This is a genomic window from Streptomyces sp. B93, from assembly GCF_018070565.1.
GTDB lineage: Bacteria > Actinomycetota > Actinomycetes > Streptomycetales > Streptomycetaceae > Streptomyces.
In genome coordinates this window covers 51340-72525 of record NZ_JAGPXL010000004.1, presented here as the reverse complement: position 1 = coordinate 72525, position 21186 = coordinate 51340, and the positions used below count along the sequence as shown (strand labels likewise).

The window sequence follows — 21186 nt, the reverse complement described above, 5'->3', positions numbered from 1 at the left end:
TCTTAGCGAGACCTTGGCCCGGAAATGCCCCGGAACTGCTGGTCAGAGCTGGGATACGGGTGGGTCATACCGGGAGTAAGGGTGTGTTCCGACTCGCTGCTGAGATGTGCGCTGAGAAGGGCGCCGACCAGGAATCGTCCCTGGTCAGGCGCCCTTTTCCGGTGTCTAGAAGAAGCCCAGCTTCTTCGGAGAGTACGACACCAGAAGGTTCTTCGTCTGCTGGTAGTGCTCCAGCATCATCTTGTGTGTCTCGCGGCCGATGCCGGACTGCTTGTACCCGCCGAATGCCGCGTGTGCCGGGTAGGCGTGGTAGCAGTTCGTCCAGACACGGCCCGCCTGGATGGCGCGTCCGGCGCGGTACGCGGTGTTGATGTCGCGGGTCCAGACACCCGCGCCGAGGCCGTACGGTGTGTCGTTGGCGATCTTGATGGCGTCGGAGAAGTCGCCGAAGGAGGTGACGGAGACGACCGGGCCGAAGATCTCCTCCTGGAAGACCCGCATGCGGTTGTCGCCCTCGAAGATGGTCGGCTGGACGTAGTAGCCGCCCTTCAACTCGCCGTCGTACTCGATCCGTTCGCCGCCGGTGAGGATCTTCGCGCCCTCCTGGCGGCCGATGTCCAGGTAGGAGAGGATCTTCGCCAGCTGTTCGCTGGAGGCCTGCGCGCCGATCATGGTGTCGGTGTCCAGGGGGTGACCCGAGGTGATCATCTCGGTGCGGGCCACTGCCGCCTCCAGGAAGTCGCCGTAGCGGCCCCGTTCGATCAGTGCCCGGGACGGGCAGGTGCACACCTCGCCCTGGTTGAGTGCGAACATGGTGAAGCCTTCGAGGGCCTTGTCGCGGAGGTCGTCGTCGACCGCCCAGACGTCGTCGAAGAAGATGTTCGGCGACTTGCCGCCGAGTTCGAGGGTGACCGGTTTCAGGTTCTCGGCGGCGTACTGGAGGATCAGCCGCCCCGTCGACGTCTCACCGGTGAACGCGACCTTGGCCACCCGTGGGCTGGAGGCCAGCGGCTTGCCCGCCTCGGGGCCGAAGCCGTTGACGATGTTCACCACGCCGGGCGGGAGCAGGTCCTCGACCAGGCTCATCCAGTAGTGGATCGAGGCGGGGGTCTGCTCCGCCGGTTTGAGCACCACGGCGTTCCCGGCCGCGAGGGCGGGGGCGAGTTTCCACGCCGCCATCAGGATGGGGAAGTTCCACGGGATGATCTGCGCGACGACGCCGAGCGGCTCGTGGTAGTGGTACGCCACCGTGTCGTCGTCGACCTCGCCGAGCGAACCCTCCTGTGCGCGGATCGCGCCCGCGAAATACCGGAAGTGGTCGATGGCCAGCGGGATGTCCGCGGCCAGCGTCTCGCGTACGGGCTTGCCGTTCTCCCAGCTCTCGGCGACCGCCAGCCGTTCCAGGTTCGCCTCCATACGGTCGGCGATCTTCAGCAGTATGTCGGAGCGCTCGGTCGTGGACCTGTGGCCCCATGCCGGGGCGACCGCGTGCGCCGCGTCCAGCGCCGCCTCGACGTCCTCCGCCGTGCCGCGCGCCATCTCCGTGAAGGGCCGTCCGTTCACCGGGCTCGGGTTCTCGAAGTACTGACCGCGTGCCGGGGGTACGTACTCGCCGCCGATGTAGTGGTCGTAGCGCGCCTGGTAGGAGACGATCGCGCCCTCGGTGCCGGGTGCCGCGTATCGGGTCATGGCGGTGTGCCTCCTTGAGCTGTGCTGCCCGCCGTTGGGCAGCTCTCGCCGCGAGGCTAGGGACGCGGACGTTGCAATCACGTTGCGTGGGGCAGGAAGAGTGCCTTCTCGGGTGCCTCCTAGGGGTGTCCGTGAGTTTCAGGGGAGTGGGTGGGGTGTGCCGGGGCGGGAGCGGGGTCGTAGGGTCGCCGTCCGGGGCGGACGGTGGTGGTCGGGGCGTGCGGCCAGTTCCGATTCCAGTGCGGTGAGCCGGGAGCGGACCGCGGCGCTCGGCCGGATCGCCGCCAGGGCCCGCCACACGTCCAGGTCGTCCTCGCCCCAGGGCGCGTGCGCCCAGTCCGCCAGCAGGTCAGGGTCGCGGTGGGCGACCAGCGCCGTGCGCAGACCGTCGGTGAGGCGCCGCCGGAGCCGGACCACCGCCGGTGCCTGGGACGCGGGCAGCAGCGGACCGGCGTACGCCGCCGCGGCGGCCGTGACCGCACCGGCCGACAGGCGCCGCTCGACGACCGCGACGTCCGACTCGACCGGCACCGTCAGCCGGTAGGGGCGCGACGCCAGCAGCTCGGGGCCGAGCAGCCCGCGCAGCCGGGTCAGTTCGGCGCGCAGGGTCACCGGGGTCACCGACTCGTCCTCGTACAGCGCGCACAGCAGCTCGTCGCCGGTCAGGCCCTCGGGGTGGCGGGCCAGCAGCACCAGGATCTCGCTGTGCCGTCGGCTGAGCCGGATCCGGCGGCCGCCGGTGTGCAGTTGTGCCTCGTCCCGGCCGAGCGCGGTCAGCTCCGCGGTCCCCTCGGCCGGTCGGTCGGAGGTGAGCAGTGACAGGTGCGACTCGGCGGCCCGTGCGACCGCCTGGACGAAGCCGAGGCTGTGCGGGTGGGCCAGTCCGTCCCCGCCGGTGATGTCCACCGCGCCGAGCACCCGCCCGGTGCGCGGGTCGTGCACCGGAGCGGCGGCGCAGGTCCACGGCTGCACGCGCCGGGTGAAGTGCTCGGCCTGGAAGACCTGCACCGCCCGGTCCACGGCGACCGCGGTCCCCGGCGCGTTCGTCCCGACCGCCGACTCCGACCACCGGGCGCCCGGCACGAAGTTCATGCGCCCCGCCCGCGCCCGGGTCGCCGGATGGCCCTCGACCCACAGCAGCCTTCCGTGCGCGTCGCACACCGCGACCAGGTGTTCGCCGTCCAGGGCGAACGTGCTCATCAGCTCGCGGACCAGGGGCATGACCCGGGCCAGCGGATGCTCGGCGCGGTAGGCGCCGAGGTCGCCGTCCGACAGTTCCACGCTCGCGGTGCAGTCCGGCCCGACACCGGCCCGCGCCGAACGCCGCCAGGAGTCCGCGACCACGGGACGGACCGGCCGCGCCACCGTGCCCGCCTCGGTGAAGGCCGCATGCGCGCGCCGCAGCGTCCGCGCACGCTCCGCGGGGTCGGCCCCCGGCTCCAGGGCCACCCAGGAATTGGACAACTCGGCCTCCCGGAAGGCGATGCGGCTTGGGGGGACATCGTCACTCCGGGTGCGGGCGCCGACAACAGTTTCGACGCCACTCACCCGAACGAGGCACCGCTGCCTTCCGGCCCGGGGTCGTCGGTGGGTCAGACGGCGCCGACGAGCCGTATGTAGCGCGTCCAGTCCCAGAGCGGACCGGGGTCGGTGTGGTCGGTGCCCGGCACCTGGTGGTGACCGATGATGTGCTCCCGGTCCCTGGGGATGCCGTATCTCTTGCAGATCCCCGCCGTCAGCCGGGCCGAGGCCTCGTACAGGGTGTCGGTGAAGTAGGCGGGCTGGTCCACCCAGCCCTCGTGCTCGATGCCGATGCTGCGTGTGTTGTAGTCCCAGTTCCCCGCGTGCCAGGCGATGTCGGACTCGCGGACGCACTGCGCCACGTGTCCGTCGCCGGAGCGGACCACGTAGTGCGCGGACACGTCCTTGCTGGAGTTCTGGAAGATGCCGAGGGTGCTGGTGTACGTCGCCTGGGTGACGTGGATGATCACGAGGTCCGGGCGGCGTCGGGTGCCGGTGCCCTTGGCGAGCGTGTAGTTGGAGCGGTGCGCGGGCTGCCACTCGGCGAGCGGATAGTCCGGGGCCTGGGCCAGCGCCCCGGCCTGCGGCCCCGGGAGCAGCGCGTACGGCACGGCGGCGAGGGCGGCGCCCTTCAGCAGTCGTCGCCTGCTGGCGAAGGAGTCGTCCCGCTCCTCCGGCCGGTCAGTAGTCAGCCCGTTCACCGACATCAGTCGTCCCCCCTCAGCGATCAGCGGCTTGCGCGAATCACGTTACGCCGTCCGCCGGTTGGGCTGCGGCGCGACGCGCGTCGCCGTGGACAGCCGCAGCGTTGTGGACAACTCGCCCACTCGTGCGGGTGAGGGAGGGGCGTCCGACCGTCCTCAGGCACCCGCCGCCACGGCCGCCGGATCGTCCAGCACCGCCCGGACGACGGAGTGCGCCGCCCCCAGCAGCGGACCTTCAGAGCCCAGTCGGGACACCGAGACGGGGCAGGCGGGACCCGCCGTGCGCCGGGCCAGCTCGGTCTCGAGCGAGGGCAGGAGCCAGGGAGCGAGCCCGGCCAGCGCGCCGCCCAGCACGACACCTTTGGGGTCCAGCAGGTTGACGGCCCCGGTCAGCGCGATGCCCAGCGCCTCTCCGGCGTCCCGCAGGGCCCGCCGTACGTCCTCGTCGCCCTCCGCGGCGCGGCCCGACAGCAGCCCGACCCGGTCGCCGTCCGGCTCCAGGCCCGCGGCGCGCAGCACCGCCTCCTCACCGGCGTACTGCTCCAGGCAGCCCCGGCCGCCGCAGACGCACTCCGGGCCGTCCGGGCGCACCGGCACATGCCCCAGCTCACCGGCGAAGCCCCGGACGCCGCGCAGCAGCCGTCCGTCCACCACGACCGCGCCACCGATGCCGATCTCGGCCGACACATGCAGGAAGTCCCGTGGGGTGCCGTCCCCGAGCCAGAGTTCGGCGAGGCTGCCGAAGTTGGCCTCGTTGTCGACCAGCAGCGGGAACTCCCGCGGCAGCAGGGCGCCGAGGTCGACGTCCTGCCAGCCGAGGTTGGGGGCGCGTACGACCGTGCGGGCGTCCCGTGCCACCAGGCCGGGCACGGCGACGGCGAGTCCCACGGGCGTGAGGCCCTCGCGTTCCCCTTCGGCGACCACCCGGCGGATCAGCTCGGTGAGTTCCGCGACGACCGGTTCTGGGGAGCGGGCGCGGTTCGTGCCGTGCCGGACGGCCCTCGCCCGTACCTCTCCGCGCAGGTCGACCGCGCAGACCGCGAGGTGGTCGACGCCGATCTCGGCGCCGAGCCCGGCCGGGCCGCGCCCGGGGACCGCGAGGGCGGAACCGGGCCGTCCCACCCGTCCGGGCCGCTCCGGCCCGAGTTCCTCCAGCAATCCCGAGCGGATCAGTTCGTCGACCAGCGTGGACACGGCGGCCCGCGTCAGTCCGATCCGGGAGGCGACCGCGGCCCGTGACAGTGGCCCCTCGGCGCTGACCGTGTGCATCACCCGGGCCAGATTGCGGCGTCGCATGCCCTGCTGGGTGTCGGGCAGCGCCCGTCCGGGACCGGCCGGGTGGGCCTCGTGCAGCGGTGCGGTCATGCCTCCGTCAATCCTTCTCGGGGTCGGTCACGGCAGCGTGGTGGTCGCTCTCCCCGGTGGGATCAGGCGCCCTGCGTCCCCCGTTCCAGCAGCGGTGCCGCGTCGGAGAGTACCCCGCTGATCCTGGCCAGCGCCTCGTCGTCCCGCGCCACGGCGTCCAGGACCGGCCCCCGCGCGGTGTTCCAGCGCCGGGCGACGGCCCCCGGGTCCTCACCGGTGAGCAGCCCGGCGGCCTGTGCGGCGGCGCCCAGCGCGACCAGTTCCCTGGCCTCGGGGACCTGGACGGGCCGCCCGGAGAGCCGCCGTACCGTCTCCTGCCAGGCCGTGCCCCGGGCGCCGCCGCCGATCAGCAGCAGCGGGGTCGAGCGGTCCGCGTCGTCGTCGAGGACCAGGTCGAGCGCGCCGAGCAGTGAGTGGACGGCGCCGTCGTACGCGGCCTGGAGCAGTTGACCGGCGGTGGTGTCGTGGCGCAGGCCGTGCAGCAGCCCGGAGGCGTTCGGCAGGTCGGGGGTGCGCTCGCCGTCCAGGAACGGCAGCAGGGTGACGGACGTGCCGGGCTCGACGGCCTCGCGGTCCAGGCCCAGCAGGGCGGCGACGCGGTCGACGGCGAGGGTGCAGTTCAGCGTGCAGGCCAGCGGAAGCCAGTCGCCGCGGGCGTCGGCGAAGCCCGCGACGGTGCCGGTCGGGTCGGCCGGGCGGCGCCGCGAGACCGCGTAGACCGTGCCCGAGGTGCCCAGACTCAGCACCGGTGTGCCGGGGAGCAGCCCCAGGCCGAGCGCCGCGGCGGCGTTGTCGCCGGTGCCGGGGGCGACCAGGGTGCCCTTGGAGAAGGGCAGGTCATGGCTGTCGCGGACGGTCCCGGCCACCTCGCCGGGGCGTACCACGCGCGGCAGCAGCGCCGGGTCGAGACCCACATGGGCGAGGGTTTCGGCGTCGTACGACTCGCTCCCGGCCGCCCACCATCCGGTACCCGAGACGTCGCCCCGGTCGGTCGTGCCCTCTCCGGTGAGCCGCTCGGTGAGGTAGTCGTGCGGGAGGCGTACGGCCTTGGTCGCGCGCACGGCGTCGGGCTCGTGCTCGGCGAGCCAGGCCCACTTGGTGACCGTGAAGGACGCGGCGGGCACGCTGCCGGTGCGTTCCGCCCAGGCCTGCGCGCCGCCCAGTTCCTCGACCAGGCGGCGCGCCTGGGGAGCGGACCGCACGTCGTTCCAGAGCAGGGCGGGGCGGACGGGCTCGCCACGCTCGTCCAGGGTGACCAGCCCGTGCTGCTGCCCGCCGATCGACACGGCGGCGGCCTCGTGGGCCGCGTCCCCGCACTGGCGCAGTGCCTCGCGCAGCGCGTCCCACCACTGACGCGGGTCGCTCTCCCGGCCGGCCCCGGTGGAGACCGTGTGCGGCGCCTGGCCGCTCGCCACGACCTGACCGGTGGCCACGTCGACGACCAGCGCCTTGGTGGACTGGGTGGACGTGTCCACCCCGACGACGAGCGGACCTTCGGCTGCTGACATCGGGCGTTCTCCCTCTCCTGGCGGCTCGTGTCCCCGGGCGGGACACCTGTCCCTCGTACCCGGAGAAGTGTCTCCGGGGGGTGTCTCTTCCCAGGGACGCGTTCGCATACTAATTTGTTAAGCGCCATGACGAAATAGTCGTGAGCAACAGTCGCACACGAGCAAGGAGCCGCGGCATGAGCTACCAGCCCACCCCCGAGGACAAGTTCACCTTCGGACTGTGGACCGTCGGCTGGCAGGGAGGGGACCCGTTCGGCGACGCCACGCGACGGGCCCTCGACCCGGTCGAGACGGTGCAGCGCCTGGCCGAGCTGGGCGCCCACGGAGTGACCTTCCACGACGACGACCTGATCCCCTTCGGGTCCTCCGACACCGAGCGCGAGTCGCACATCAAGCGCTTCCGGCAGGCTCTCGACGCGACCGGCATGACCGTGCCGATGGCCACCACGAACCTCTTCAAGCACCCCGTCTTCAAGGACGGCGGCTTCACCGCCAACGACCGCGACGTACGCCGCTACGCCCTGCGCAAGACGATCCGCAACATCGACCTGGCGGTGGAGCTGGGCGCCAGGACCTACGTCGCCTGGGGCGGCCGTGAGGGCGCCGAGTCCGGCGGCGCCAAGGACGTCCGCGCCGCCCTCGACCGCATGAAGGAGGCCTTCGACCTCCTCGGCGAGTACGTCACCTCCCAGGGCTACGACATCCGCTTCGCCATCGAGCCCAAGCCGAACGAGCCGCGCGGCGACATCCTGCTGCCCACCGTCGGCCACGCCCTGGCGTTCATCGAGCGCCTGGAGCGGCCCGAGCTGTACGGCGTCAACCCGGAGGTCGGCCACGAGCAGATGGCCGGGCTGAACTTCCCGCACGGCATCGCGCAGGCCCTGTGGGCGGGCAAGCTCTTCCACATCGACCTCAACGGCCAGAACGGCATCAAGTACGACCAGGACCTGCGCTTCGGCGCCGGTGACCTGCGCGCCGCCTTCTGGCTGGTCGACCTGCTGGAGAGCGCCGGGTACGAGGGACCGCGGCACTTCGACTTCAAGCCGCCGCGGACCGAGGACCTCGACGGGGTGTGGGCGTCGGCCGCGGGCTGCATGCGCAACTACCTCATCCTCAAGGAGCGGGCGGCCGCCTTCCGCGCGGACCCCGAGGTGCAGGAGGCCCTGCGCGCCTCGCGTCTGGACCAGCTGGCGCAGCCCACCGCGGCCGACGGTCTCCAGGCGCTGCTCGCCGACCGCACGGCCTTCGAGGACTTCGACGTGGACGCGGCCGCCTCGCGCGGGATGGCCTTCGAGCGCCTCGACCAGCTCGCCATGGACCACCTGCTGAACGCACGGGGCTGAGCCCCGGCGTACGGTCGGCGGCACGGCGGCGCCTCCGCGCGGGACGACCCGGAGCCATGCGTCCATGGCGTGAATCGTCGTGCGCCCCAGGCGTGAACCGGTGATGGTCCCCGCGCGGGGGGTCGCGCCCCGACGGGCGCACGGCGATTCTGGGCGGTATGACCATCCCGCCCGTACCGCCCCGGCCGCCCGGCGACACCCCGCCATCGGGCGGTGGCTTCGGACCGCCTCCTCCCGGGGGCTACGGCCCCGGCGGGGAGCCCGGTCCACCGCCGGAGCGGCCGCCCCGGCGGTGGAACCCGATCCTGCTGGTCCTCATCGTGCTGGTGGCCCTAGCCGCCGTCGCCGCGGTCGTGCTCATGGCGGTGGACGGCGACGACTCACCGGACCGGGAGCCGTCGCCGCGGACCACCCTCCCGGCCAGCCCGTCGGCCGAGCCCTCCTTCGGCATCCCGACGGACCTGCCGACCGACCTGCCCACTGACCTGCCGACGGAACTGCCCACCGGGCTGCCCAGCGGTTTGGAATCGCTTATTCCGTCACTGGGGGAGGCGGCAGCGCCATAGCCCAGCGCTCACCCCGGCCGGACGACAGCGCTCACGGTCCGTCCTCTTGGGCGGACGTGGACGCCAGTGCCGTCGCCGGGTCCCGCGCCGGGCCGCCCGCGGGCTGCCAGTGGCCGTCCTCCTCGCGGTACGGCCACCAGCGGCCGTCGCGTCCCAGGCGCAGCTGCCGTGGCGCACCGACGACCGTCCACCGGTTGCCCCGAACCGTCAGCGTCGGCCGCTCGTCCTCCTCCCAGGCCGACTTCACAGCGGCACGCGCGCGTGCCAGGGCCTCACCCTCGACGACCCACTCCTCCTCCAGCACCGACAGCCCGGCCGGCCCGCCGTACCGCCAAGCCCGGACGGCCGACGTCAACTCCTCCCGGCTGCGCCCCGACCCGGCGGCAAGCCGGTCCGTCACGGCCCGCGCGGGAGAGGCAGAGGCCAGCCGTACGGCGTCCTGGGCCAGGGACAACCCGACGCTGGGGCCACCCTGCCCAGGCACGGCCCACGGCGCGGCTTCCTCCTCGGATACGGGTCGCAGCGCGGACGCCAGCAGGCGGTGCGCTTCCATGGCGGTCGCGACGGCCAGGAACTCCAGCGCCGCCGGGTCGACGCCGGGGACGGGTGCCGCCTCGGCGTCCAGGGACGGCGGCGCACCGGGCTCGCCCGGGAACTCGGGCAGGGCGGGCAGCGGCGGCAGGATGCCCCCGGCCGCGAAGGCCTCGGCGGCGTCCACGCCCTCCGGGGGAGCCTCCTCCGCGTCCGACCCGCCGCCTCGGGACTGGAGCTCGTCCAGCAGGGCGCCTTGCCCGCGGCCCCGCATCAGCAACAGGATGAAGGGATCCTGGTCTACCAGGCGGGCCACCTGGTAGCACAGCGCGGCCGTGTGCCCGCAGTGGTCCCAGGCACCGCAGTCGCAGGACGGCTCCAGATCACCCAGCCCGGGCAGCAGTTCGACCCCGGCCGTCTGCGCGTCCTCCACCAGATGCGGCGGCATGTCATGGTCCAGCAGCGCGGCCACATGACCGGCCCGCTCGACGGCCAGGTCCAGGAAGCGGTCCCACTCGCCGTCGGACAGTTCCTCCAGCAGGACGTCGGCCCGGTGGCCGGTGCCGTTGCGATCCTGTACGACGGCGGTGATCCGCCCCGGCCGTACGGAGACCGCGCCCACGGCTCCCGCGCGCGCGAGGCGACGCCCGGTCCGCACCTGCTCACCGTCGAGCGCCGTGTCCTCCAGCGCCTTCAGCCAGGACTGCCCCCACCAGGTGCGGGCGAAGCCGCGCCCCCGCGCGGGCGGCAGCGCGGCGAACGTGCGCTCGGTGTCGTCGTGGTGGTTCACGCGGTGCTCTCTCGCAGTTCGACCAGTTCCGCCAGTTCGGCGTCCGACAGCTCGGTGAGCGCGGCTTCCCCGGAGCCGAGCACCGCGTCCGCAAGCTCCCTCTTGCGGTCCAGCATGGCGGCGATACGGTCCTCGATCGTGCCCTCGGCGATCAGCCGGTGCACCTGGACGGGCCGGGTCTGGCCGATGCGGTACGCGCGGTCCGTGGCCTGCGCCTCGACCGCCGGGTTCCACCAGCGGTCGTAGTGCACGACATGCTCGGCCCGCGTCAGGTTCAGGCCGGTGCCAGCGGCCTTCAACGACAGCAGGAAGACGGGGACTTCGCCGTCCTGGAAGCGCCGCACCATGGCCTCGCGCCCGGCGACGGGTGTGCCGCCGTGCAGGAACTGTGTGGCCACACCACGATCCGCCAGGTGCCTCTCGACGAGGCGGGCCATCTCCACGTACTGCGTGAAGACCAGTACGCTCGCCCCCTCCGCGAGGATGGTGTCGAGCAGTTCGTCCAGCAACTCCAGCTTCCCGGAGCGTCCGGCGATCCTCGGCCGGTCCTCCTTGAGGAACTGCGCCGGGTGGTTGCAGATCTGCTTCAGACCGGTCAGCAGCTTCACGATCAGTCCGCGCCGCCGCATGCTGTCCGCCTCGGCGATCTCCGCGAGCGTCTCTCGGACCACCGCCTCGTACAGCCCCGCCTGCTCCTGGGTGAGCGACACCGCGCGGTCGGTCTCGGTCTTCGCGGGCAGCTCCGGTGCGATACCGGGGTCGGACTTGCGGCGTCGCAGCAGGAACGGCCGCACGAGCCGCGCCAACCGCTCCGCCGCGGCCGGATCCTGGCCGCTCTCGACGGCCTGCGCGTACCGGCTGCGGAAGGTGCCGAGACGGCCCAGCAGCCCCGGCGTCGTCCAGTCCAGGATCGCCCACAGCTCCGACAGGTTGTTCTCCACCGGGGTGCCGGTGAGCGCCACGCGCGCGCGTGCGCCGATGGAACGCAGTTCCCGGGCGGTCGACGAGTACGGGTTCTTCACGTGCTGCGCCTCGTCCGCCACCACCAGTCCCCACCCCACCTCGGCGAGGCGGCGGGCGTCGAGGCGCATCGTGCCGTACGTCGTGAGCACGAACTCGCCGTCGGCCAGGGCGTCCAGGTCTCGCCGCGACCCGTGGAAGCGCCGCACGGGAGTGCCGGGCGCGAACTTCTCGATCTCCCGTTGCCAGTTGCCCATCAGCGACGTCGGGCAGATCACGAGGGTCGGTCCGGCGGACGCCGGGTCGGTCTGGCGGTGCAGATGGAGCGCGATCAGTGTGATGGTCTTGCCGAGTCCCATGTCGTCGGCGAGACAGCAGCCGAGGCCGAGGGAGGTGGTCCGGGCCAGCCAACTGAGCCCGCGCCGCTGGTAGTCCCGCAGATCGGCGGCGAGCGCCTCGGGCTGGGCGACGGGCTCCTGCCCCTCGGGGTCCGCGAGGCGCTCGCGCAGCGCCGCCAGCCAGCCCGTCGGCCGCACCTCGACCCGGTGGCCGTCGACCTCGGTGGAGCCCGTCAGAGCGGCGCTCAGCGCGTCGACGGGCGTGACCTTGCGGTCCTGCTGGGCGCGGGCGCGGCGCAGGGCCTCGGGATCGATCAGCACCCACTGGTCGCGCAGCCGTACGACGGGCCGGGCCGCCTCGGAGAGACGGTCGAGTTCCGCTCGGGTGAGCCGCTGGTCGCCCAGCGCGAACCACCAGTTGAAGGCGAGCAGCGCGTCCGCCGAAAGGAACGACGGCGTGTCCGAGGTCAGTCTGCCCGGCGTCGTCCCGTCGTCGGGCGGGCCGATCACCGCGCGGGCGGTCAGCTCGCGGGCCAGTTCCTTGGGCCAGTGCACGTCCACTCCCGCGGCGGCCAGGGCGGCGGCACCGTCCCCGAGCAGCTCGGTGATCTCCTCGTCGGCGAGGTCCACGGCGTCCGGGACGGCCGCCGACAGCAGCGGAGCGAGCGGCGGCCAGGCGCGGGCCGCGCGGCGCAGCGCGAGCAGGGCGTCCATCCGCGCGCGCGGACCGAAGGCCCGGTTCCCGTCGGGGCCCGCCCAGACGTCGGCGGCGTCCGCGACCAGCGCCGGATCGCTCGCACTGTGCACCTGAGGGACGGCGCGGAAAGTGGGGCCCGAGGTGTCTCCTGCGCCTGCTGCGCCGGAAGGGATTTCGCCCTCGGCCTCGGGACCGAACAGATCAGCTGCCGACTCCAGCCCCGAGACCTCGATACGCAGCGAGATCCGGACGCCCGCGTCATGGCCCGCGGCGATGTCCGCCACCCACGCACGCTGGCCGGGCAGAAGCTGAGGCGGCTGGGCCGCGTACGCCGGGCCGCCCGTCACGAGGGGCGCCGCGGGGGACCGGGGGAGTGTGTCGGCCGCGGCGTCGAGGAAGGCACGCAGCAGCAGCTCGGGGTCGGGCAGCCGGGGCGGCTCGGACCCGGTCAGCGGTGCGGCGTGCGCCTCGGGCGGCATCGCGGCCGCGAGGTGCCGGACGCGCTCGATGTCGTCGGTCTTCAGGGGACCGATGCGCCAGGCGTCGTGGTCGGTCGCCGACAGCCCGGGAAGCAGCAGTCCACGGGCCAGGAACTGAAGGGCGAGCACGGTGGCCGTGCCCCAGAACACCGTGGCACGGTGCGCCTCGGCGGCGGCCCGCGCGCGCGTGAGGACCGGCAGGGCCTCGCGCATCGGCAGCAGGACGACGGGCACGACGACCAGCTCCACGCCGTCGCCGCCCGGCACCGCGACGGTCAGCTCGGTACGCGTTCCGGCGCCGATGCCGGGTGGCAGGTCGCCGTCGGGGCGCCAGAAGGCGACGCCGCCGGTGCGGGCCGGGTCTCCAGGTACGAAGACAGCGTGGCAGTGGGCCAGTTCGATGATCTCGGAAGGTGGTGCCGCGGGAAGCCTCTGCACAGCGATGTCAGTATTCCTCAAATTTGACTACTGGGGTCGGGTCGCCGAGGGTACAGCACTTGCGCGAACGACCTGGCATGCTCGACTTGTGGCCTGAGTCACGGGATCGATGCGGTGTCACGGAGTCCGTAGGGGGCGTACCTCAGGGATGTCTCAGGGTCGCGGTCCGGAACCGCCGGAAGCGTGGGCCCGTTCTCAGGACAGAGAGCGGCAGTGGCCGCGAAGGAGGCGACATAGATGTCGAAGAACGCGAAGATCGCCGCAGGGGGTGTGGTTGCCGGGCTCATCCTGCTGATCTGGCTGCCCTGGTGGGCAGTGCTGCTGGTCATCCTGGGCGTCCCGGCCGCCGCGTACCTCACGCTGGATCCCTCGCAGCGGCGCAGGCTGAGGCGTGTCAGCCGCAAGGAACTCGGTCGTTAGCGACGATCACGACCATGACAGCGATCACGACTGAGTCCCTCGGCTGCACGACCGCCCGCGGGCCGGACCGCAGGACGGTCCGCGGGCGGTGAGAACAGCGACTCCAGGACCGGCCCTTGACCCCGCCGAACCGGCCAAGGGCCGCTCCCGGCAATTCATTTGCGCCGCGCACTCCCCGAACGCCACGATGGTGAACATGACTTCCGGAAAGGAGGCCCAGCGACTCCACGGTGAGCGCTGATGGCCGGAACCGAGGCGTCCAGGACGCCGTCCCGACAGCCCCAGACCCCGCCGGCGCCCCTGACGCCCGCCTGGCTGAGGGCCCATTTCGACCCACTGCCCTTCCCGGCACGCATGAGTGCCCTGGCCCGCTACGCCCGCACCCTCACCCCGCACGCGTACGAGACCCTGCGCCACGCCCTCGACGGCGGTGACCCCGGCGAACGCCACACCGCCCTGTTCCTGGCGGTCGTACGCCGTGATCTCGAACGGGTGGCGGCCGCGCTCGACGACCCCCTGCTCGGCCGCCGCGCACGCTCCGCCGCCATCCGACTGCCCGTGCCCGAGCCAGCGCTGGAACGCGCCGCCCTGAGCAGCGTCGCCGCCGTCCGCCGCGACACCTACCGACTGCTCCGGATCAGCCGCCGCCACACCCTCGCCGCCCGCCTGCTGCCCACGGTGTACGAACGCCACGGAGCCCAGGACGCGGCCGTCCTGCTCACCGCCTGCCCCGCGCCCACGGCCGAGGACTGGCTGCGCCGCGTCGAAGCGCCGCTCAGCACCCTCAACTCCCTGGCCCGCAACGCACCCCGCGCCGTGGCCGCCCACCTCGCGGCGCTCAGCGAGCAGACGTCGCGGCAGCACCACGGCTTCCTACGGCGCCACCGCGCGGTCGCCACCAGCGCCGCCCGGCGAGACCCCGACGCGGCGCTGATCCTGCTGGCGCGGGCGCCCGAACTGCTCACCGCACACGGAGTGCTCGCGGCGCTGGAACGCCCCGCCGAGGCACTGGCCGTCCTGCGCGCGGCGCCACCCGCGCCGGACCGGGGCCGTCGGGAACACCCGATCCCCGCCGGGCCACTGCCTCCCGCCCTGCGCCGGGCCCTGAGTGCCTTGCCGCTCGACGACCTCGTCGAGCTGGCCGGTCACCTGCCCTCCACCGGCACCCGGTACCGCGGTCCCCAACGCCATGAAACAGCCCCGGACGGCCTGCTGCGCCTGCTGCCGCCCGCGGAGCGCCGACGCCTCGTCGAGGCCACCGTCGCCGGACGCTCCTCGTCCCGCCGTGCGCCCCTGTCCACCCTGGCCGCCCTCGAACCGGCGGACCGCCGGGAGCTGATCAGCCCTCGTCTGAAACGGTTGGGCCGCCGCCGGTGGAGCGCGGTCACCTTGATGGCAGCCCTGCCGCTGGCCGACGGCGAGCCACTGCTGCGGGACCTCACCGCCGACCATCGCGCGCATCACCGTGCCATGGCCTGGCCCGCCCTGCTGGCCTGCGCCGAGATCCACGCGGACCCCGGGGAGTTCGCCCGGATCGCCGCCTTGTGCGAGCGTGCCTGGCACGACCAGGACGAGGTGCGCCGTGCGACCCTGCACCAACTCGCCGGAGCCGCACCCGACCTGCTCGACGCCCTGCCCGAACAGGTTCTGCGCGACGCCGTCCTGACCGCCACCCAGTCACGGGACTCCACGACCGCGACGCTGCGCGCCGCCGAACGGCTGCTCTCGCGTGTGATCCGACGGGCGGCGGTGACCGGCCACGCCCAGCGAGCCGCACACGCCGTCGAACTGCTCGGCGAGGTCTTCGTGCCACCGGGAAGCCCACTCACACCCCGACCCCTGCACATCGACGAGGCGGGCGCCCGCACCCTGTGGGCCGCCGCCGGCACCACCGAGCGTCGCCCCAGGGCGACCGTCGTCCTCGCCGAACTCCTCGCACCCCACCTGGCCGCGCTCCCGGCCCTGGACGCGGAGATCCGCCGTATCGCCGTGCAGAGCGACGACGCGGACCTGGCCGTCCGCGCGGCCGCGGCCTGGGTGCACCCCGCGCCGCTGCGGGACTCGCGGTGCGGTGAACTCGTCCTCGTCGACCCGGCGTTCGCCGTGGTGCCGCTGATCCTGCGCACCCTGGCCACCCGGCGGACCGATCTGCTCGACGGCGTGTGCGCCGCCGCGCGCGAGGGATTCACCGGGCGGCTCTGGCCGCACGCCCATCCCTGGGCGGCGCGCTGGGGACCAGCCATCGCCGGGCGGTGGCTCCCGCACCAGCGGGACGCGTGGAGCGAGCACCACGCGCGCGTGGCCATGGACGAGACGGCCCCGCTCCGCTTCCGTACCGACGCCGTCACCCTGCTGACGGACCCCGCGCGGCTCACGGAGCTGGCCGGGCAGGCACCGCAGCCGGTCGCGGCGGCGGCCCTGTGGGCGCTGAGCGACCCCGCGGCGGACCCGGAGCACGACACGGCCAGGACCGACAACCGACCCGGCCTGCGCGACCTCCTCCTCGCCCATGCGGCGACCGGCGGAGTCCGCGGCCGGGCCGCGACCGCCTCCCTGCGCCGCCTGCTGACCCACCTCCCGGACGGCCACGCCGTCGCGCTGCTCACACCTCTGGCGTGCGCGCCGGACGCGCCGGTGGGCGCCCGCAAGGAGGTCGCCCGGGCTCTCGGCATGCTGCCCGGTCCCGACGCCGTACGGGCGCTCCTCGCGGCCTGGGACGCACCACGGCAGCACCCCGACGTCCGGGCGGCCCTGGCGGTCGCCCTGCTCCCCGCACTCCACCAGCCGGACGTGGCCGACCGTCTCGCGCGGGCCGTGCACGAACCCGCCGTCCGTGACGCCGTGGTCCACGCGCGCGTGGGCAGGATCCCCGAGACGCGCAGCGGTCCGTACCGGGCGTTCCTGGTGCGCCTGGCCGAGGAGGGCGACGACGACGTGGTGATCGCCGTCCACCGGGCGCTGTCGACCTGGCTCGAACCGGACGCCGACGACGCGATGCGGCTCCTCGCCGACGCCGTGACCGCTCCGGAGCGCCCGGAGAAGGTGTGGGCGGCGGCAGCCGGAACCCTCACCGGGTTCCCGCCCGGGACGGTCGCCGAATCCGTGGTCAGCCGTGCTTTCGCGACTCTCGTCGAACGCGCCCGCGCGGAGGAGCCACGGGTGCGTGCCGACGCGCTGCGGCGACTGCACCGGGTCGCGGGCGCCGCATACCCGCCCGGGCCGGAAACCGAGGTCACGAGCGCCTTCGACCTGCTGGCCGCGGCCCTGGAGAAGTCCGGGCTGCACCAGGACGCGGCGCGGCTCGGGTGGCGGCTCGCCCTGGACGCCCTACGCCGGGGACAGCACGACGGACCCCAGTGGGAGCGGTTGGTCCGCCTCTGCGAGGTCGCGCCCTCGCGATTGCCCGACCGCTCCTACCTTGCGCTGGACCTCCGGCGGGCACGCGTGCGTGAAGCGGCGTTGGCCACGGCACGTGGGCTGCGCGGTCGTGGTACGGCCGTGTCCGGACAGCTGGCACTCACCCTCGTCGAGGAGTGCGGCACGGCCACCGCCTGGGGAACGCCCTGGCGCGCGGAACTCGACGCCCTGCGCGCCCACAGCGACCCCGACACCGCTATGGGCGCGCTGCTGGTCGAGCCGGTCCCGCCCGGCTGACCGGAGCGGGCCCGGTCAGCCGCGCGGGCTCAGCTGGGGCGTACGGCCATCTGGTCGAGTGCCGCCAGCAGACCGGGCAGCTCCGGGCCCCGGCCCACCGGCAGAACCTCGCCGGGCATGTCGTCGAGCAGCACGAAGGCGATGTCGTCGGTCCTGGCCACGAGCGACCAGCCAGGGCCGTCGGCACGCAGGGTGCGGGCATCCCCCGGCGCGAAGGACGACCGGACCCTGCCGAGCGGCGGGGGCGTGTCGACGTAGGCGCGCGCCTCGGCGAGGACGCGTCGTACACCGGTGGGCCGGTCGCCGTCCGTGTCGGATGCGGGTGCGTCGCCCGGGGGTGATACGTCCGCGGTGGCGTCGGAGTGGTTCCCTGAGGGCGGGGCGTCCACGCCGGAGTCCGAGCGGTCGCTGTCCGGGGCCGGACGGTCCGTGGCTGGGACCGAGCCGCCCGGGACCAAGGCCGAGCCACCCGAAAGCGGGGCCGAGCCGTCCGCGGCCGAGCCCTCCGCGACCGGGGCCGAGTTGTCCGGGACCGAGCCGCCCGAGCCAGGGCCGGGCGCCGCGTGGCCTGTCCCGATCGCCTCCTCGCCTCCCGTGTCGCCGCCCCCGGCGGGCCCTCCCGCGCCCGCGTCGGACCCCGCCGCGCCGCTCGCGGTCGCGAACTCGCTGTCGTCGATCTGCTCCCGCCACATCGCCCACTGGAGCGCGATCTCGTCCGCCCCGAGGCGGCGCTGCGCCGGTCCCCAGATGTCGGTGTCCGGTGGGCTCAGAGCGGGGCCCCCGGCGATCTCGGGCGCGGGATCGTGCGGCGCGGGGACACCCGGCGCCGCGACGGCGACCGCGAGCGGCCAGCCCGGCAGCGCGGCGACCACACTGCGCTCGTCCGGCGACAGGTCGTACTCCATGCCGCAGTCCCAGGCGGCGATCGCCACCGCGACCAGCGACACGTCGTCCGTGACGACCGTCCAGCGCGCGCCGTCGCCGTCCTGGCCGAGCACCAGGCCGTACCCGTCGACGAGCGGCGCCAGGCCGAGCGCGGCACACGCCTCCGGATAGTCGTCGCCGAGCACACTCGGGAACTGCGCGGGCGTCAGCAGCACCGCCGTCAGCACATAGAGCGCGTCGTCCTCGGCGGCGACGGCGTCCTCGTCCGTCCCGGCCATCCCAGCCTCCCCAGGAGTTGTCCAACGGCGCGCACCCTAATGCGACGGGGAGCCGGTTGTCACGACTGCGAAGACCATCCGGAGCTGCGGCTTCCCGGCCCGGCCCTGGCGGGAGACCTCTTGGACGCCGCTTCCGGACGCCGCTTCCGGACGCCGCTTCCTCAGGCCGCCGGAAGGCCGAGCAGCGCGCGTGCCACCGTCCGCGGCGACTCGTCGCGCTCCCGCGCGAGCGCGACGACGGCCCGGCACGCCAGCTCGTTCACCCCGAACGACAGCGCTTCCGGCGACACCCAGCCCGCCGCCTCGTCGATCCGGTCCTGGTCGTCCTCCGCGCACGCGGAGACATAGGCGGCGGCCGCCTCGAACAGATTGTGGCTACGGGCATCCCGGTCCGTGCTTCCCTCCAGTCGCACGGCGTTCCGGAACCCGGCCCATGACTTGCGCAACCTGCCCCACATACTGACCACCCTCACCTGGCACGGCACTTCCTCGCGGACCGTTCGCCCTCGGCTACTCAACGTAGAGTTGGAGTTCCGACGGCAGAAGGGGGACGGCGCGGTGAAGCGCTTCGCACGGCTCGAACAGATCCTGAGGATGGACCCGCACGAGGACGCCTCGGAGATCCACCGGCTCAGTACGGCCTACGAGTTCCCCTGGGACTACACACGAGCCCTGGAACTGGCCCTGTACCGCACCTATGCCGTGCCCTCCATCGGGCGGCTGCTCGCCGAGACCGCCGAACTCACCGACCGCGCACAAAAGCGCTACGACGACACATCCCTGCTGCTCGACGCCGTCGTGGAGCACGGCTTCGACAGCGAACAGGGCCGGACCGCCGTCCGCCGCATCAACCAGATGCATCACCGTTACGACATCGGCAACGACGACATGCGCTACGTCCTGTGCACCTTCGTCGTGACCCCCAGGCGCTGGATCGACGCCTACGGATGGCGCAGGCTGTCCGGCCACGAGGTCGTCGCCGCCACGGTCCACTACCGCACGCTGGGGCGCCGTATGGGCATCAAGGACGTGCCGGACTCCTACGAGGCCTTCGAGGAGTGCCTCGACGCCTATGAGGACGCCCACTTCGCCTGGGACCCGAGCGCCCGCCGGGTCTCGGACGCCACGCTGGATCTGATGGGCTCCTGGTATCCCCGTCCACTCGCTCCCCTCCTCCGGACCGCGACGCTCTCCCTGCTCGACGACTCCCTGCTGCGCGCCTTCCGTTACCGGCCGCCGGGCGCGGCCACCCGGGCGCTGGTCCGGCGGGCGGTGCGCACCCGGGGCCGGGTCGTCCGGCTGCTGCCGCCTCGGCGCCAGCCCCACTTCGCACGGCAGAACCGGGAGATCAAGGGCTATCCGAACGGCTATCAGTTGAACGAACTCGGCACCTGGCCGGTTCCCGGAACCGGCGGCTGTCCGGTGCCGCACGGAAGCGGGCAGAGCGCCGTCTGAAGGCCGCGGGGCGAGTGTCGGGGCTCAGTCCGCGCGCACCGACAGTGCCAGAAAACGGTCGTCCTCGTCGACGTACGACGTCATGCGCCAGCCGGACGCGGCCAGCAGCGGACGGAGGTTGGGCTCGGCGCGCAGGTCCTCGGCGGTGATCCGGCGGCCGTGGCGCGCGGCCAGTGCCGCCCGGCCGATCGGGTGGAACAGCGCCAGCGTGCCGTCCGGGCGGACCACGCGCGCCAGCTCCCGCAGGTTCTCCTCGGGCCGGGCGAGATGGGCGATGAGCCCGGCCGCGAACACGGCGTCGAGGGACCGCGAGCGCAGGGGCAGCGCGGCCACGTCGGCGAGCAGCAGCTGCCCCTCCTGGTCCCGTCCGGCCTCTCGGGCCGCCGCCAGCATGGCGGGCGTCAGGTCCGCCCCGAGGACCACACCGGACGGGCCCACCGCCGCCCGCAGCGGGGGCAGCGCGCGCCCGGTTCCGCAGCCCGCGTCGAGCACGCGACCGCCCTCGCGCAAGCCGAGTTCGGCGACGGCGGCGGCATAGGCGGGCCCGTCGTCGGGGAACCGGCGGTCCCAGTCGGCGGCGCGTGCGGTGAAGAACTCCTGGACGTGTGTGCGGTCGTCGCTCATCTCCGCATGATCCCTCACCGACAGGGATGACGTCGCTGTGCGCACCTTCGAGCGGGAGGCGATCGCTCCCGCCCACCGCTGCGTCATATTGCGGCACCTTTCGAAATGCGCCCCCTGCGTGCTCCCATGCCCCCTAGCGTCCCGGGGCCATGGGACACCTGGACCATGCCACCTTCGGCTGGCTGACCCCCGTGCTGTCGTACGCGATGGCCTGCACCGGCGCCGCCCTCGGGCTGCGCTGCACCGTCCGGGCGCTCGCCGCGACCGGCACCTCGCGCCGCAACTGGCTGATCACGGCGGCCTCCGCCATCGGCACCGGCATCTGGACGATGCACTTCGTCGCCATGCTGGGCTTCGGTGTCAGCGGCACCGAGATCCGCTACGACGTGCCACTGACCGTGCTCAGCCTGATCGTCGCCATGACCGTGGTCTGCGCCGGGGTCTTCGCCGTCGGCTACGGCAAGGACCGTGCCCGTGCGCTCCTGCTCGGCGGACTCACCACCGGGCTCGGCGTCGCCAGCATGCACTACCTCGGCATGGCCGCGGTGCGGCTGCACGGCAGGGTGACCTACGACCCGGCGCTCGTCGCCCTCTCCGTGGTGATCGCCGTGGTCGCCGCGACAGCCGCGCTGTGGGCGGCGCTCAACATCAGGTCACCGGCCGCGGTCACCGTCGCCTCCCTTGTCATGGGAGCGGCCGTGAGCAGCATGCACTACACCGGCATGCTCGCGGTGCGCGTGCGCGTCACCCCGTCCGGCGACCTCCTGCCCGGGGCCACGGCGATGCAGTTCATCTTCCCCCTCGCCGTCGGCCTCGGGTCCTACCTCTTCCTGACCTCCGCCTTCGTCGCACTGTCGCCCACCGCGGGGGAGCGCGAGGCAAGCGCGTCCGCCCAGCGGCCCGCCGAGAACGCCGCCCGCTGACGGCGGCCCCCGGGGTGG

The 21186-nt window shown here is 73.6% G+C and carries 16 protein-coding genes; 6 read left to right on the top strand and 10 right to left on the bottom strand.

The window, feature by feature from the left end; genetic code table 11:
* Window positions 1–165 precede the first annotated feature (165 nt).
* From KBY47_RS05450 to xylB, 5 genes are all read right to left on the bottom strand, one after another.
* Window positions 166–1689 (bottom strand): aldehyde dehydrogenase family protein, encoded by a 1524-nt coding sequence (locus tag KBY47_RS05450; protein ID WP_210919773.1) that lies wholly within the window; start codon window positions 1687–1689, stop codon window positions 166–168.
* A gap of 138 nt (window positions 1690–1827) precedes the next feature.
* Window positions 1828–3153 carry a GAF domain-containing protein gene (locus tag KBY47_RS05445; protein ID WP_210919772.1) on the bottom strand — a complete coding sequence of 442 codons (1326 nt, stop codon included), beginning with the start codon at window positions 3151–3153 and terminating at the stop codon, window positions 1828–1830.
* A 128-nt stretch (window positions 3154–3281) separates the two neighbouring features.
* Window positions 3282–3917, bottom strand: a complete 636-nt coding sequence (locus KBY47_RS05440; RefSeq protein WP_210919771.1) for an N-acetylmuramoyl-L-alanine amidase — start codon at window positions 3915–3917, stop codon at window positions 3282–3284.
* Window positions 3918–4070: 153 nt separating this feature from the next.
* Complete coding sequence (locus tag KBY47_RS05435; RefSeq protein WP_210919770.1) at window positions 4071–5279, bottom strand: ROK family transcriptional regulator; 1209 nt, start codon at window positions 5277–5279, stop codon at window positions 4071–4073.
* A 62-nt stretch (window positions 5280–5341) separates the two neighbouring features.
* A complete protein-coding gene (gene xylB / locus KBY47_RS05430) occupies window positions 5342–6787 on the bottom strand; it encodes a xylulokinase (RefSeq protein ID WP_210919769.1) in 1446 nt (481 codons plus the stop codon).
* A gap of 176 nt (window positions 6788–6963) precedes the next feature.
* Between xylB and xylA the strand changes: the two genes are divergently transcribed.
* Both xylA and KBY47_RS05420 read left to right on the top strand, forming a co-directional pair.
* Window positions 6964–8130, top strand: a complete 1167-nt coding sequence (gene xylA / locus KBY47_RS05425; protein WP_210919768.1) for a xylose isomerase — start codon at window positions 6964–6966, stop codon at window positions 8128–8130.
* Window positions 8131–8288: 158 nt separating this feature from the next.
* Entirely contained in the window at window positions 8289–8696 is a 408-nt protein-coding gene (locus tag KBY47_RS05420; RefSeq protein ID WP_210919767.1) for a hypothetical protein, read from the top strand.
* A 31-nt stretch (window positions 8697–8727) separates the two neighbouring features.
* Here the strand turns inward: KBY47_RS05420 and KBY47_RS05415 are convergent, their stop codons facing one another.
* Entirely contained in the window at window positions 8728–10017 is a 1290-nt protein-coding gene (locus tag KBY47_RS05415; protein ID WP_210919766.1) for an SWF or SNF family helicase, read from the bottom strand.
* On the bottom strand, window positions 10014–12929 hold the full coding sequence (locus KBY47_RS05410; protein ID WP_210919765.1) for a DEAD/DEAH box helicase: 2916 nt from the start codon (window positions 12927–12929) through the stop codon (window positions 10014–10016). The genes KBY47_RS05415 and KBY47_RS05410 overlap by 4 nt, the downstream gene beginning before the upstream one ends.
* A gap of 237 nt (window positions 12930–13166) precedes the next feature.
* On the opposite strand from KBY47_RS05410, the gene KBY47_RS05405 reads away from it, so the two are divergent.
* Together KBY47_RS05405 and KBY47_RS05400 are read left to right on the top strand one after the other, a co-directional pair.
* Window positions 13167–13349, top strand: a complete 183-nt coding sequence (locus tag KBY47_RS05405; RefSeq protein ID WP_210919764.1) for a hypothetical protein — start codon at window positions 13167–13169, stop codon at window positions 13347–13349.
* 354 nt (window positions 13350–13703) lie between these two features.
* Window positions 13704–17003, top strand: coding sequence for a hypothetical protein (locus KBY47_RS05400; protein WP_210919763.1), 3300 nt, complete (start codon window positions 13704–13706; stop codon window positions 17001–17003).
* A gap of 29 nt (window positions 17004–17032) precedes the next feature.
* Here the strand turns inward: KBY47_RS05400 and KBY47_RS05395 are convergent, their stop codons facing one another.
* The gene (locus KBY47_RS05395; RefSeq protein WP_210919762.1) at window positions 17033–18166 is read right to left on the bottom strand and encodes a hypothetical protein; all 1134 of its coding nucleotides are present in this window, start codon (window positions 18164–18166) and stop codon (window positions 17033–17035) included.
* 161 nt (window positions 18167–18327) lie between these two features.
* Window positions 18328–18624: a hypothetical protein gene (locus KBY47_RS05390; protein ID WP_210919761.1), complete on the bottom strand. Its 297-nt coding sequence runs from the start codon at window positions 18622–18624 to the stop codon at window positions 18328–18330.
* Window positions 18625–18724: 100 nt separating this feature from the next.
* Between KBY47_RS05390 and KBY47_RS05385 the strand changes: the two genes are divergently transcribed.
* A complete protein-coding gene (locus tag KBY47_RS05385) occupies window positions 18725–19621 on the top strand; it encodes an oxygenase MpaB family protein (RefSeq protein WP_210919760.1) in 897 nt (298 codons plus the stop codon).
* 24 nt (window positions 19622–19645) lie between these two features.
* Here the strand turns inward: KBY47_RS05385 and KBY47_RS05380 are convergent, their stop codons facing one another.
* The gene (locus tag KBY47_RS05380) at window positions 19646–20245 is read right to left on the bottom strand and encodes a class I SAM-dependent methyltransferase (RefSeq protein WP_210919759.1); all 600 of its coding nucleotides are present in this window, start codon (window positions 20243–20245) and stop codon (window positions 19646–19648) included.
* A gap of 149 nt (window positions 20246–20394) precedes the next feature.
* Here KBY47_RS05380 and KBY47_RS05375 point away from each other — a divergent pair, with 149 nt between their 5' ends.
* Window positions 20395–21168 carry an MHYT domain-containing protein gene (locus KBY47_RS05375; protein WP_210919758.1) on the top strand — a complete coding sequence of 258 codons (774 nt, stop codon included), beginning with the start codon at window positions 20395–20397 and terminating at the stop codon, window positions 21166–21168.
* Window positions 21169–21186: the final 18 nt, after the last annotated feature.

Coding starts and splice junctions, on each gene's coding strand:
- KBY47_RS05450 (WP_210919773.1), bottom strand. CDS start 1,689: ATGACCCGATACGCGGCACCCGGCACCGAGGGCGCGATCGTCTCCTAC.
- KBY47_RS05440 (WP_210919771.1), bottom strand. CDS start 3,917: ATGTCGGTGAACGGGCTGACTACTGACCGGCCGGAGGAGCGGGACGAC.
- KBY47_RS05435 (WP_210919770.1), bottom strand. CDS start 5,279: ATGACCGCACCGCTGCACGAGGCCCACCCGGCCGGTCCCGGACGGGCG.
- xylB (WP_210919769.1), bottom strand. CDS start 6,787: ATGTCAGCAGCCGAAGGTCCGCTCGTCGTCGGGGTGGACACGTCCACC.
- xylA (WP_210919768.1), top strand. CDS start 6,964: ATGAGCTACCAGCCCACCCCCGAGGACAAGTTCACCTTCGGACTGTGG.
- KBY47_RS05420 (WP_210919767.1), top strand. CDS start 8,289: ATGACCATCCCGCCCGTACCGCCCCGGCCGCCCGGCGACACCCCGCCA.
- KBY47_RS05405 (WP_210919764.1), top strand. CDS start 13,167: ATGTCGAAGAACGCGAAGATCGCCGCAGGGGGTGTGGTTGCCGGGCTC.
- KBY47_RS05400 (WP_210919763.1), top strand. CDS start 13,704: ATGAGTGCCCTGGCCCGCTACGCCCGCACCCTCACCCCGCACGCGTAC.
- KBY47_RS05395 (WP_210919762.1), bottom strand. CDS start 18,166: ATGGCCGGGACGGACGAGGACGCCGTCGCCGCCGAGGACGACGCGCTC.
- KBY47_RS05390 (WP_210919761.1), bottom strand. CDS start 18,624: ATGTGGGGCAGGTTGCGCAAGTCATGGGCCGGGTTCCGGAACGCCGTG.
- KBY47_RS05380 (WP_210919759.1), bottom strand. CDS start 20,245: ATGAGCGACGACCGCACACACGTCCAGGAGTTCTTCACCGCACGCGCC.
- KBY47_RS05375 (WP_210919758.1), top strand. CDS start 20,395: ATGGGACACCTGGACCATGCCACCTTCGGCTGGCTGACCCCCGTGCTG.